This is a genomic window from Pantoea sp. Morm (genome assembly GCF_016643525.1).
Classification (GTDB): Bacteria; Pseudomonadota; Gammaproteobacteria; order Enterobacterales; family Enterobacteriaceae; genus Pantoea; species Pantoea dispersa.
In genome coordinates this window covers 18,781-30,212 of record NZ_VOQX01000059.1, presented here as the reverse complement: position 1 = coordinate 30,212, position 11,432 = coordinate 18,781, and the positions used below count along the sequence as shown (strand labels likewise).

Annotated in this window: 13 protein-coding genes; 1 reads left to right on the top strand and 12 read right to left on the bottom strand. The window is 61.8% G+C overall.

Annotated features, from left to right (window positions below; genetic code table 11):
* The 3 genes from FT726_RS18650 to FT726_RS18640 form a co-directional block, all read right to left on the bottom strand.
* Positions 1-780 (bottom strand): ABC transporter permease (locus tag FT726_RS18650; protein ID WP_346303206.1); only part of this gene is annotated, 780 nt, incomplete at its 3' end.
* Between the two features lies 1 nt (position 781).
* Complete coding sequence (locus FT726_RS18645; protein WP_021509491.1) at positions 782-1,636, bottom strand: ABC transporter permease; 855 nt, start codon at positions 1,634-1,636, stop codon at positions 782-784.
* Between the two features lie 69 nt (positions 1,637-1,705).
* Positions 1,706-2,737 carry a polyamine ABC transporter substrate-binding protein gene (locus FT726_RS18640; RefSeq protein ID WP_058758799.1) on the bottom strand — a complete coding sequence of 344 codons (1,032 nt, stop codon included), beginning with the start codon at positions 2,735-2,737 and terminating at the stop codon, positions 1,706-1,708.
* Between the two features lie 364 nt (positions 2,738-3,101).
* Between FT726_RS18640 and FT726_RS18635 the strand changes: the two genes are divergently transcribed.
* Positions 3,102-4,064, top strand: coding sequence for a LysR family transcriptional regulator (locus tag FT726_RS18635; protein WP_021509493.1), 963 nt, complete (start codon positions 3,102-3,104; stop codon positions 4,062-4,064).
* Positions 4,065-4,069: 5 nt separating this feature from the next.
* Here the strand turns inward: FT726_RS18635 and FT726_RS18630 are convergent, their stop codons facing one another.
* From FT726_RS18630 to FT726_RS18590, 9 genes are all read right to left on the bottom strand, one after another.
* Positions 4,070-4,999, bottom strand: coding sequence for a glyoxylate/hydroxypyruvate reductase A (locus tag FT726_RS18630; protein WP_288422503.1), 930 nt, complete (start codon positions 4,997-4,999; stop codon positions 4,070-4,072).
* Entirely contained in the window at positions 4,996-5,442 is a 447-nt protein-coding gene (locus FT726_RS18625) for a type II 3-dehydroquinate dehydratase (protein ID WP_088517647.1), read from the bottom strand. The genes FT726_RS18630 and FT726_RS18625 overlap by 4 nt, the downstream gene beginning before the upstream one ends.
* Before the next feature lie 10 nt (positions 5,443-5,452).
* On the bottom strand, positions 5,453-6,067 hold the full coding sequence (locus tag FT726_RS18620) for a glutathione S-transferase N-terminal domain-containing protein (protein ID WP_346303205.1): 615 nt from the start codon (positions 6,065-6,067) through the stop codon (positions 5,453-5,455).
* Entirely contained in the window at positions 6,064-7,071 is a 1,008-nt protein-coding gene (locus FT726_RS18615; protein WP_346303204.1) for an NAD(P)H-quinone oxidoreductase, read from the bottom strand. Before FT726_RS18615 ends, FT726_RS18620 begins: the two co-directional genes overlap by 4 nt.
* A 3-nt stretch (positions 7,072-7,074) precedes the next feature.
* Positions 7,075-8,217, bottom strand: a complete 1,143-nt coding sequence (locus FT726_RS18610; protein ID WP_058758803.1) for an ABC transporter ATP-binding protein — start codon at positions 8,215-8,217, stop codon at positions 7,075-7,077.
* Positions 8,218-8,255: 38 nt separating this feature from the next.
* On the bottom strand, positions 8,256-9,407 hold the full coding sequence (argE, locus tag FT726_RS18605) for an acetylornithine deacetylase (RefSeq protein ID WP_346303203.1): 1,152 nt from the start codon (positions 9,405-9,407) through the stop codon (positions 8,256-8,258).
* 15 nt (positions 9,408-9,422) lie between these two features.
* Positions 9,423-10,097, bottom strand: coding sequence for a DUF1028 domain-containing protein (locus tag FT726_RS18600; RefSeq protein WP_282995683.1), 675 nt, complete (start codon positions 10,095-10,097; stop codon positions 9,423-9,425).
* Positions 10,098-10,110: 13 nt separating this feature from the next.
* The gene (locus FT726_RS18595; protein ID WP_021509501.1) at positions 10,111-10,536 is read right to left on the bottom strand and encodes a RidA family protein; all 426 of its coding nucleotides are present in this window, start codon (positions 10,534-10,536) and stop codon (positions 10,111-10,113) included.
* A 147-nt stretch (positions 10,537-10,683) separates the two neighbouring features.
* Entirely contained in the window at positions 10,684-11,397 is a 714-nt protein-coding gene (locus tag FT726_RS18590) for an IclR family transcriptional regulator (RefSeq protein ID WP_021509502.1), read from the bottom strand.
* Positions 11,398-11,432: the final 35 nt, after the last annotated feature.

Here is an 11,432-nt window from a genome sequence, read left to right as displayed (position 1 = left end):
GAAAAATTTATTGGCGATAATTAACATTCCGGCGGTCACCACAATATAAATAACCGACAGCGCCGCCAGCGTCGGGTCGGCAAATTCGCGCACGTAGTTGTACATCGCCACCGGCAGCGTCTGCGTCGCCTGGGTGGTAATAAACAGCGAGGCGGTAAATTCATTGAAAGAGAGAATCGCCGCGAACAGCCAGCCACCAAACAGGCCCGGCAGAATCAGCGGCACGGTAATGGTCCATACTACGCGTAACGGCGATGCGCCGAGGCTGGCCGCCGCCAGTTCTATCCGCTGCTCGAGATTTTTCAGCGATACATAGACGCTGCGCAGCACGAACGGCAGCACTAATACCACGTGGCAGAAAATCACCAGTGCGTAGCCGCGTCCCAGATTGAGCTGCGACACCAGCATCAGCAGGCCGAGGCCAATGGTGAAATGCGGAATAAACAGCGGCGACAGCAGAATACTCTCCAGCACCTGTTTGCAGGGAAAGCGATAGCGCTCGATGGCAATCGCCAGCGTGGCGCCGATGACCACCGCCAGCGTTGACGCCCATGCTGTGACAATCAGTCCGGACCAGAAGCCGTGACGAAAATCGTCGTAGCTCAGCGCCCGCTCAAACCAGCGCAGCGACCAGCCTTTCGGCGGGAAAAACAGCACGGAGGTGCTGCTGAACGACGAGATAAACACCACGACGGTGGGCAACATGACAAACGTCAGAATGGCGATCACCAGCAGTTTACCCAGCAGCGCGATCAGTTTGTCGTTGTGAGAACGGGTCATATCAGTGCCCTCCCATGGCGTGCAGGAAGCGCGTCATGCGCTTCAGCGCCAGCAGCAGCAGAATGGTCAGCAGCAGCCCAGCAATGCTCAGCGCTGCGGCAAACGGGAAGTTCATCGAGGAGAAGCCCAGCTGATACACCAGCGTAGCCACGGTACTGACGCGCCCGCCGCCAATCAGTTGCGGCGTCGCGAAAGCGCTAAAGGTCCAGGCAAACGCGGTGGTCAGGCTGGCGATGATGCCGGGAATCGACAGCGGAATGGTCACCGTTAGCAGCGCGCGTACCGGCCCGGCGCCAAGGCTGGTGGCGGCTTTTTCGTAGTCCGGATTGATGTGTGACAGCGCCGTCGCCAGCATCAGCACCATGATCGGCATGGTGACATGCACCAGCGCGACCACCACACCGGTCTGGGTAAACATAAACTGGATCGGCTGGCTGATGATGCCCAGCGCCAGCAGCAGGCTATTAAGAAAGCCGCTGTTACCCAGCACGATAATCCACGAATAGGTGCGCACCACTTCCCCCAGAAACAGCGGAGTAATCGCGATGATCAGAATGGTGGATTTGATCCACGCAGTGCGGGTGCGCACCAGCGCATAGGCCAGCGGGTAACTCATCAGCAAACCAAATAAGGCCGTTTTGGCGCTGAGCAGCACGGTATTGAGAAACGCGTCGCCATAGATGCGTTTGAACAGGCCACTGAAATTGGCCAGCGTAAAGCCGCCGACATCCAGCGAGCCGGGGATGTATGCACGCACGCTGAACTGCATCACCGCAAACATCGCGACGACCAGCCCCATCGCGGTCAGCGTGGCGGGAAGAATGAACCAGGGTAAAAATGTCGGTTTTTTCGTCATGGACGTTACTGCCTGCATAGGTGTTACCGGCTACGGCGAGGCACCCGCCCCGCCGCAGCACCAGGACAATCAGTGAGACATGATGTTTTCAGAGAACCACTGACGCCACTCGGCGGTTTTCTCCGCACGCAGTTGGGGATCGGTATTGATGGTGGCATTCCACTGCGCCGGCGTGGTCAGCATGCCTGGCAGCTTCGCCAGCTCCGGATCGATATGCGCGTTGGTCACCGTCGGGCTACCGCGATAGATCTTCGCCACCTGCTGCTGAATTTCCGGTTTCAGTGCGATGTTGATGAACTTGTACGCCAGATCGGCATGTTTGCTGCCTTTATTGATGCCGACGGTATCCACGCCGAGGATCGCGCCCTCTTTCGGTATCGCCAGCTTGATGTTGACCCCTTCCGCAATCATGCTGTAGGCGTTCATTGACAGCATCACCTGCACCGGCGTTTCTCCGGTAGAGATCAGCTGCTGGCTGTTGGCATCATCGGTGTAGAACGATTTGATGTTAGGAATCAGCGCTTTCAGCTTCGCCTGGCCCTGCTGCCAGTGCGCCGCATCGCTGCCGGAGAGTTTGGCGGCCACGGCGATGATGTGGCTCGGATCCCAGTCGGGCAGCGCCAGCGTGCCTTTCAGCTCCGGCTTCCACAGGTCGTTCCAGCTGGTGAAGGTTTCCCCTTTCGGCACCAGATCCGGACGGTAGCCAATGGTGTAGACGTAGCCCCACACGCCCAGATGATACGGGCTGACTTTCGCCTGCTGCACCAGGTTGACCGCGTTAGGAATTTTGCTCATGTCGAGCTTCTCGAACAGGCCGCTGTTGGCATACAGATAGCCGACGTGCGCGGTGGTGAAGGTCACGTCAGTTTCCGGCGACCCGCCCGCCAGTTTGGCTTTGTTGAGGCGATCGATGGTGCCGCCGGTGACGAACTGCACTTCGACGCCGGTCTCTTTGGTGAACTCTTTGGCGATGGTTTGATCGATCAGATCTTTAAAGCTGCCGCCCCAGGTGCTGACAATCAGCTTGTCGGCGGCCATGGCATTCCCTGCGCTCAGAATTCCCGTGGTTAACAACGTTAAGGCACACATCTTACGCAACATATTTTTGTCCCCAGTGAATGAAAAGGCTGTTATCGCTGCTCTGAACCACCGTTGATTCGCCACGGCGCGCTGCGCCAAAACAGTGCGAAAGTGAAAAGCAGGTGTCACAGCGATTCTGCCGCTGGCCGCTGCTGCGGTAAAACAGCCTTTTCCTCGCCGTTGCATCGGAATTTCTGACGCTAAAAAAGTCGCTGCTTTGCGACGGATTTTCTTAAGCCTTAGTGAGGCAGAAGCGAATGGGCGTGAAGGGTCAGGCAGGGGATTATGCTGCTATTCGCTGTCCGGCATGATAAATGCATGGAAACAGGGGTAAATAGAAAAGCCGGCGCGACAAGATCGCGCTGGCGACACCAGGAGAATCTGCATGCTCAGTCGCATCACCCAGCGCCAGCTGGAATATTTCGTCGCGTCCGGCGAAGCCGGCAGCATTATTGGCGCATCCGAACGTATTCACGTGTCGTCACCGTCGATCTCGGCCGCCATTACTCACATCGAATCCGAGCTGGGGGTGCAGCTGTTTGTGCGCCACCACGCGCAGGGCGTGTCGCTCACCGCCATTGGCCATCAGGTATTAAAAGAGGCGAAGCTGATTCTGGAACAGATGTCGAATCTGTATACCATCGCCTCAGAGTCGCTGAACAACGTGCGCGGCCCGCTGCGCGTCGGCTGTCTCGACACGCTGGCCCCGATGCTGACGCCGGAGCTGGTGTTTGGCTTTGGCCGCGCCTTCCCCGGCGTGCGCATCACGCTGGTGGAGGGCAATCATGAACAGCTGCTGAAACAGCTGCGCGCCGCCGATATCGATATCGCGCTGACCTACGATCTGGTGCCGGCCAGCGACATCGCGTTTCAGTCGCTGGCGCAGCTGCCGCCGTATGTGATGGTCGGCGAACATCACCCGTTTGCCAGTCAGTCTGCGGTGACCATTCAGGATCTCGCTACGGTGCCGATGGTGCTGCTGGATATGCCGTGGAGCCGCGAATATTTTCTCAGCCTGTTTAGCGAAGCGGGCGTCACGCCCAACATTGTGATGCGCTCTGGCAATATGGAAGTGGTACGCGCGATGGTGGCCAACGGCGTGGGATTTGGCATCGCCAATGTGCGGCCCAAAGCCAATCTGTCGCAGGATGGCAAACGGGTGATCCGCGTGCGCCTTGCCGGCGTGAACCGGCCGATGTTGCTGGGATACGCCACGGTGGCCCACGTGCAGCAGTCAATGGTGGTCAACGCCTTCGCCGAACGCTGCCGCATGTTCATCTCCGATCAATACATTCCCGGTATGGCCGCGCCAAGCTACTTCGACCCGCAGGTGGTGCGCGTCGCCTGACGCGCTCAGTAACCCCGCGCGGGAAACACCTGGTTGAGCACCGGCTCGCCGCGCATCACCCGCTGGATGTTATCAGCCACCTGACGCGCGGCGCTGGCCGGGATCGCTACCGACGCCAGATGCGGCGTGATCAGCACATTCTCCATGCCCCAAAGCGCATCGTCGGGCGGCAGCGGCTCACGATCGAACACGTCTAATGTGGCGTGCCCGATCTGTCCGCTCTGCAGCGCCGCGGTCAGCGCGGGCTGATCGACAATCGCGCCGCGCGACACGTTGATCAGCGCACAGCCCGGCGGCAACCGCGCCAGGCGCTGCGCATCCAGCAATCCGTGGGTTTGCGGCGTGAGCGGCAGCATCACCACCAGAATGTCGCTGCTGGCCAGAAACGCATCCAGCGCCTGCGCACCGCTGACGCAGTGAATGCCGTCCAGCGCTTTGGGCGACCGCGACCAGCCGCGCACGTCGAAGCCCTGACGCGCCAGTTCGCGCGCCGCATACGCACCCAGTTCGCCCAGCCCCAGCACGCCCACGCGAATCGACGCCGGCTCGCGCGGATGCAGATAGTGCCAGCGATGTTCACGCTGTGCGCGCTCAAATGCCGGTATGTCACGCGCGTAACGCAGCACGGCAAACAGCACGTAACCGGCCATCATGCGCGCCATATCCGGGTCCGATAGCCGGACGATCGGGATGTCAGGCAGGTCGTCGCGCCCTACCAGCGAGTCGACGCCCGCGCCCAGATTCACCAGCAATTTCAGCTGGCGATACGGGGCAAAAAAGCCGCGCGGCGGCTTCCACGCCAGCGCAAACTGCACGCTATCGGCATCCGCAACCTGATCGGCACGGCAGATAGTGACATCCGGTAATTGTGGTGCCAGCAGCGCCGACCACGCCTCGAAGCTGTCGAACTCGCTGTAAAACACCAGCGTCGTCATGCGCTGGGCTCCTGTAGCAGCGTCGCCAGCGCATCGATAGCCAGTTCATAACCCAGCGCGCCCAGCCCGGCGATCACGCCGGTGGCGGCTTTCGACACCAGCGACTGATGACGAAACGGCTCGCGCTGCCAGATATTGCTCATGTGCGCTTCGATGATCGGGCCATCAAACATCAGCAGCGCATCCAGAATCGGCACCGAGCGATACGACAACCCGGCGGCATTGATGATCAGCCCGTTTGCCTGCTGGCGCGCTTCCTGAATCCAGTCCACCAGCACCCCTTCATGGTTGCTCTGACGAAACTGCAGCCTGAGGCCGTGCGCGTCGGCGCGCCGCTGACAGCGCTCACCGATGCTGGCGAAACTGTCGCTGCCGTAAGTACCGTGGCGATCCATGCCGTACAGATTGGCATTCGGCCCATTGAGAAAGAAAATCTGAGACATGGCGGCTCCGTTACAGGTGCGGGCGCGTCGCGGCCATCGCCGGATGCGCGTCAAAAAGGGCAAACCAGGCGGCGCTCTGCGGATGCGTGGCGCGCCAGTTGAGTTCAGCAAAACGGAAGTCGAGGTAGCCCAATCCGCAGCCGATGGCGATCAGCCCGAGATCGTCGGGTGTGCGGCTGAACGCCTCCGCCTGCTGCTCAATGGCCGCCAGCGCAGCCGCCACTTTGGTCAGCTGCGCATCGCGCCACGCTGACCACTGCTTTTCCAGCGGGCGGGCGCTGGTTTCGTAGCGCGCCAGCAGCGCGGCGTCCAGCAGTCCATCACCCAGCGCCTGGCGCGTGAGGCACAGCCAGCGCGCCTCGCCGTCTGCCGGCAGCAGCTGGCCCGCGGCGCGGTGGTTAAGGTATTCGCAGATCACCCGGCTGTCGTATAAACATAGTCCCTGTTCGGTGCGCAGCGCCGGCACTTTGGCCAGCGGATTAAACGCGGCAATGCGCGCATCGCGCTCGACGGGGTGCGCCGCCGACGCCAGCAGAGTGATCTCCGGCGCCAGACCCAGCAGCTGGGCGCTCACCATCACTTTTCGCACGTAAGCCGAGGTAGAGGCGTAATAGAGTTCCATCATGGCATGGCCTCCGCATCTGGCAGCAGCAGCACTTTGCCGATATTGGCATTGGCTTCAAGGATGTGGTGCGCCTGCGCGGCGGCCGTCAGTGGCAATCGCTGATGCACCTGCGGTGTGATGCGCCCGGCGGCCAGTAAAGGCAGCAGATGGGCGCGCACGCACTGCGCCAGACGCGCTTTTTCCGCCGCGCTTTTCGGTCGCAACGTGGAAGAGGTCAGGCTTAAGCCTTTGCGCATGATCAACTGTAAATCGATCTCCACCGTGGCCCGCTGCATAAAGGCGAGGCTGACGTGCCGCCCGCCCGCTGCCAGTACGCTGAGGTTGCGCGCAATGTAGTCGCCGCCGACGTTATCCAGCACCACATCCACGCCGCGTTCCCGGGTCAACGTCTGAATCACCGCCACAAAATCTTCGCTATGGCGATCGATGGCGCGCCACACGCCCAGCTGCTGCAGCGCGGCAATTTTTTCTGCACCGCCGGCGGTGGCAATCACCCGCGCGCCACAAGCCTGGGCGCACTGGATCGCCAGCGTGCCCACGCCGCTGGCCGCGCCGTGAATCAGCACGCTGTCACCCGGCATCAGACGGCCCAGCTCAAACAGGTTGTGCCAGACGGTAAACGCGGCTTCGGGAAAACCCGCCGCGTGGCTGAGAGGCAACGTGTCCGGCACCGGCAGGCACAGGTCGGCGCGCGCCACGCAGTATTGTGCATAACCGCCGCCGCTCAGCAGCGCCATCACCGCCATGCCCGGCTGCAGTTCGCTGACGCCTGCGCCGAGCGCAACGATGACGCCCGCCGCTTCCAGCCCGAGAATATCGCTGCAGCCTGGCGGCGGTGGCATGCCGTTGCGCTGCAGAATATCGGGCCGGTTAACCCCTGCGCTGACGACGCGCAGCAGCACTTCGCCCGGTCCCGGCTGCGGCACCGGGCGCTGCACCGCAGTCAGCACCTCTGCACCACCCGGCTGTGCGGCGATGATCGCCGTCATGGTTTCCGTTGCCATGCGTTAACCCTGTGCGTCGCTGGCGAAGGCACAAACGCCCTCGTCATCAAAAGTCAGCCCTACCACGCTGCCGACCGGCCAGCGCGTCAGCGCCTCCAGTCCGGACTGACGGGCAAACAGTGAGGCACTGCCGAGCGCCGGAATGTCGAGGTGCACGTCAACGTGATCGCCCTGAAACACGTGCGTCAGCACCGTGGCGCTGAGCAGCGCCTGCGGACCGAGCGGCGCCAGCTGCACATTTTCCGGACGCACATACACATCGAGCCGGTCGCCGACGCTGGCCTGCACCCGTTTGGCCGGCAGGCGCAGCGTGTTGCCGCCCAGCTCCAGCAGCGCGCTGGTGTCGCGGCCGGCGTAGCGGCCCGGCAAAATATTCACGTCACCAACGAAGCTGGCGACAAACGGATCCTGCGGGCGGCGATAGATCTCATCCGGCGGACCGATCTGGCGCACGTGCCCGGCCGACATCACTACCACGCGGTCGCTCATGCTCAGCGCTTCGCCCTGATCGTGGGTAACAAAGACCGTGGTCACGCCGAGTTTGCGCTGAATCGCTTTCAGCTCGACCTGCATGGATAAACGCAAATTTTTGTCCAGCGCGGAGAACGGCTCATCCAGCAGCAACACTTTCGGGCGAATCACCAGCGCGCGTGCCAGCGCCACGCGCTGCTGCTGCCCGCCGGACAGTTCACGCGGCTTGCGCTGGCCGTAACCCGCCAGCTTCACCAGCGCCAGCGCCTGCCCGACCCGCTCGGCGATTTCCGCTTTCGGCACGCCGCGCATACGCAGGCCGTAGCCGACGTTTTTCTCCACCGTCATGTGCGGAAACAGCGCGTAGTTCTGAAACACGATGCCGATCTCGCGCTGATAAGGCGGGATTTCCGTTACCAGGTCGCCATCGATAAAAATCTCACCGCCGTCGGCTTCGGCAAAGCCGGCCATCAGGTTCAGCAGCGTGGTTTTGCCGCAGCCGGACGGGCCGAGCAGCGTAATGAACTCACCTTCGTGGATGGTGAGAGAAATTTTATGCAGCGCGATGGCATCACCAAAGCGCTTCAGGACGCCATCCAGCTGCACCGCCACGTTGGCCTTATGCGGTGCCGATGACAGCGGCTGCGGAAACGGGGTTACTTCTGCACTGACCATACAATCTCCGGATTCGGACGGGGTGGCTCGTCGCGGGTTCATTCGCACATCCAGGTCGCCAGCCGGCGTAACAGGCTGTCACAAGCGTCCAGCTGTGCGAGGGTGATAAATTCGTCGGGCTTATGGCCCTGCTCCATACTGCCGGGACCGCACACCACGCAAGGGATGCCGGCGGCGGCAAACAGTCCGCCTTCAGTGCCAAACGCCACGGTGCCGAAGCTGTCGCTGCCGCTCAACCGGGCAATCAGCTGTGCCGCGGCACTGTGCGCGGCGGTATCCAGTCCTGGATAGGCGCTGAGCGGCGAGAAGCGGATGGCGCTGGCGGGCTGCACCGCGCGCATCTGCGGCTCCAGCGTCTGCTGTGCATACGTCACCAGCTCGTTTGCCACCTGCTGCGCATCCTCCTGCGGCAGCGTGCGCACTTCGAAATCAAAACTGCAGGCGTCAGGCACGATATTCAGCGCGCGTCCGCCGTGGATCACCCCGGTTTGCACGGTGGTAAAGGGCGGATCAAAGCGCGCATCCTGTCGTTCCGGCGCCGCCAGACGTTCACCGATGACGGTTAAGCGCTGGATCAGCTTCGCGGCGTATTCAATCGCATTGACGCCCTGCGGCGCGTACGCCGAGTGGCAGGCCGCGCCCTGCACTTCGCAGCGCATTGCCAGCTTGCCTTTGTGGCCCAGCACCGGACGCAGTTCTGTCGGCTCGCCAATCAGGCAGATCGCCGGTCGATCGCTGCGCTGCGCCAGCGAATCCACCAGCGAGCGCACGCCGAGGCAACCCACCTCTTCGTCATAGGAGATAGCCAGATGCAGCGGCTGACGCAGCGGCTGGGCGAGAAAATGCGGCACCGCAGCCAGCATGCAGGCGAGGAAGCCTTTCATGTCTGCCGTGCCGCGTCCGTACAGCTTGCCGTCACGTTCGGTGAGCGCAAACGGCGGCACCGTCCACGTCTGGCCATCAACCGGCACCACATCGCTGTGGCCCGATAGCATCACCCCGCCGCTGCCGGCTGGCCCGAGCCGCGCATAGAGATTGGCCTTGCTGCGTTCTGCGTTGTGCATCAGTTCACAGGTCACGCCCAGCCCGCTGAGGTAGCGCCAGCAGAAATCGATCAGCGCCAGGTTGGATTCGCGGCTGGTGGTGTCGAAAGCCACCAGATGTTCGAGCAGGTTACGGCTGGTCAGCATCGCGTCTCCTCACGCTTATTCATCACCCGGCACGCCGTAACGGGGTGCCAGCGTGGGATTGAGCGCGCGCGTCAGGTAATCCTGCATCTGCGGCTGATAGGCCAGCCACAGCTGATGAAGTTCCGCGATGGGATCGCCCTCCGTCCAGTCAACGCGCAGATCAACCAGCGGCCACGACGGTTCGCCCACCACTGCCAGCGCCGCCGAATGAACCGGCCCGGCTTCGCCTCCGGCGGCCATCCCGGCCTGCATGGCCGCGATTAACCGTGCGGCCAGTTCGCCCGGCTGCTGCGCAAACGCGCTGACCATCGCCGCAATCACCTCGGGATTCGCCAGCAAATTACCGGCCGCTACGCAGTCGCTGCCGCACAGCGCGTGATTCACCCCCAGCGTGTGCGTTCCGCTGAAGCAGGCACTGCTGCCGTCGGCCGCCAGCACCGTAAGCTGGCGATAATCAAAAAAGTCATCGCTGGCAAGGCCGCTCTGCAGCGCCTGCTGCGCCGTCTCGCCCTGACTCAGCCGATCAAGAATGCGCGGGCCCAGCGCCGGCAGCGTGATGTTCTGCGTGGAGACCGCGCCGACACCGGCGCGCAGCCACGGACAGCGTGCGCCGACCGCAATACTCGACGAGCTGACCGCGATGCCCAGCTGGCCGGTTTGCGCGCAGCGTCCAACAATCGATAACGTCATGATGCGGCGCTCCTTATTGCGGCTGCCAGTCGTCGGGGATCACCGCAATCACGTCGATCTCCATCAGCCACTGCGGCTGGCCCAGTCCCGAGATCACCAGACCGGTGGAGATGGGAAACACGCCTTTCAGCCACTTGCCGACCACCTGATACACCGGCTCGCGATAGCGCGGGTCGATGATGTAGGTGGTGGTTTTCACGATGTGCGACAGGTCGCTGCCCGCTTCTTCGAGCAGTTGCTTCACGTTTTTCATCGCCTGCTCGGCCTGCGCTGCCGGATCGCCCAGCCCCACCAGGTTGCCTTCGAAGTCGGTGCCAATCTGGCCACGCACGTAAACGGTGTTGCCGGCGCGCACGGCCTGACACAGGTCGTTGTCCAGCGACTGATTAGGATAGGTATCTTTGGTGTTGAATTTGCGGATGCGGGTATGGGTGCTCATGATGCCTGCCAGCGTTTAATTGGTTTCCGCAAGGTATACCGGGCTTAGCGCAGCAGGGAAAACAGCATTAACTGAGGTGTTGCTTTGAAAAATCCGAAGGAGTGCGGCAGGCCTGCTGGCCCGCCGGTGAGCGATTAATGCGCAGCCTTATTTAGCCGCATAAACCGCATCACAAAATGCTTTGCGCGCGCCCAGTTTGGCTGACAGGCGTGCAGCGGCTTCGCGCATCAACACGCCTAACTCTTCATCTTTGCGATTCAGCGTCAGACGCGAAACCGGGCCGGTCAGCGCCAGCGCAGCGGTCAGCCGATCATTTTCGGCGAATACCGGTACGGCAAAGGCCGCGATGTGTGGATCGCGCGCGCCCGAACTGAATATCGGCAGCGACGGCAGCGCATCGAAGAGATTTTCATTCATGCCCCAGAAACGCAGCACCTTACTGATGGCTGAGTTATCGAGCGGAAAAATCGTCCCCGGCAGGCGCGTATGACGCAGGCCATCAGACGATTCAGCACGAAACAGGCACAGACGCTGGCCGTTATCCAGTACGTACCAGCTGGCGCTCTCGTTGGTCGCCGTTGCCAGCGCCTGCAATTCCGGCTGCACCACGCTGGCCAGATGGAATGATTGCTCATAAAGCTTGCCGAGGTATAACAGACGCGGGCCGAGCGTGTAGACACCGCTGTCACTGCGCACCACATAGCCCATCCTTTCCAGCGAGTTCATTAGACGATAGACAGTGGTTTTGTGATAGCCGGAAAGCTGCGACAGCGCCGTCAGCGACAGGCTCTCTTCGCCCGGCTTAAAACAATCCAGCAGGGACAACGCCTTCTCCACCGCATTAACGCCTTCATTTCCCATTTTTTCCTCCTGATTTGTGCCGTCCTGAGTGTACC

Coding starts and splice junctions, on each gene's coding strand:
- FT726_RS18645 (WP_021509491.1), bottom strand. CDS start 1,636: ATGACGAAAAAACCGACATTTTTACCCTGGTTCATTCTTCCCGCCACG.
- FT726_RS18640 (WP_058758799.1), bottom strand. CDS start 2,737: ATGTTGCGTAAGATGTGTGCCTTAACGTTGTTAACCACGGGAATTCTG.
- FT726_RS18635 (WP_021509493.1), top strand. CDS start 3,102: ATGCTCAGTCGCATCACCCAGCGCCAGCTGGAATATTTCGTCGCGTCC.
- FT726_RS18630 (WP_288422503.1), bottom strand. CDS start 4,999: ATGACGACGCTGGTGTTTTACAGCGAGTTCGACAGCTTCGAGGCGTGG.
- FT726_RS18625 (WP_088517647.1), bottom strand. CDS start 5,442: ATGTCTCAGATTTTCTTTCTCAATGGGCCGAATGCCAATCTGTACGGC.
- FT726_RS18620 (WP_346303205.1), bottom strand. CDS start 6,067: ATGATGGAACTCTATTACGCCTCTACCTCGGCTTACGTGCGAAAAGTG.
- FT726_RS18615 (WP_346303204.1), bottom strand. CDS start 7,071: ATGGCAACGGAAACCATGACGGCGATCATCGCCGCACAGCCGGGTGGT.
- FT726_RS18610 (WP_058758803.1), bottom strand. CDS start 8,217: ATGGTCAGTGCAGAAGTAACCCCGTTTCCGCAGCCGCTGTCATCGGCA.
- argE (WP_346303203.1), bottom strand. CDS start 9,407: ATGCTGACCAGCCGTAACCTGCTCGAACATCTGGTGGCTTTCGACACC.
- FT726_RS18600 (WP_282995683.1), bottom strand. CDS start 10,097: ATGACGTTATCGATTGTTGGACGCTGCGCGCAAACCGGCCAGCTGGGC.
- FT726_RS18595 (WP_021509501.1), bottom strand. CDS start 10,536: ATGAGCACCCATACCCGCATCCGCAAATTCAACACCAAAGATACCTAT.
- FT726_RS18590 (WP_021509502.1), bottom strand. CDS start 11,397: ATGGGAAATGAAGGCGTTAATGCGGTGGAGAAGGCGTTGTCCCTGCTG.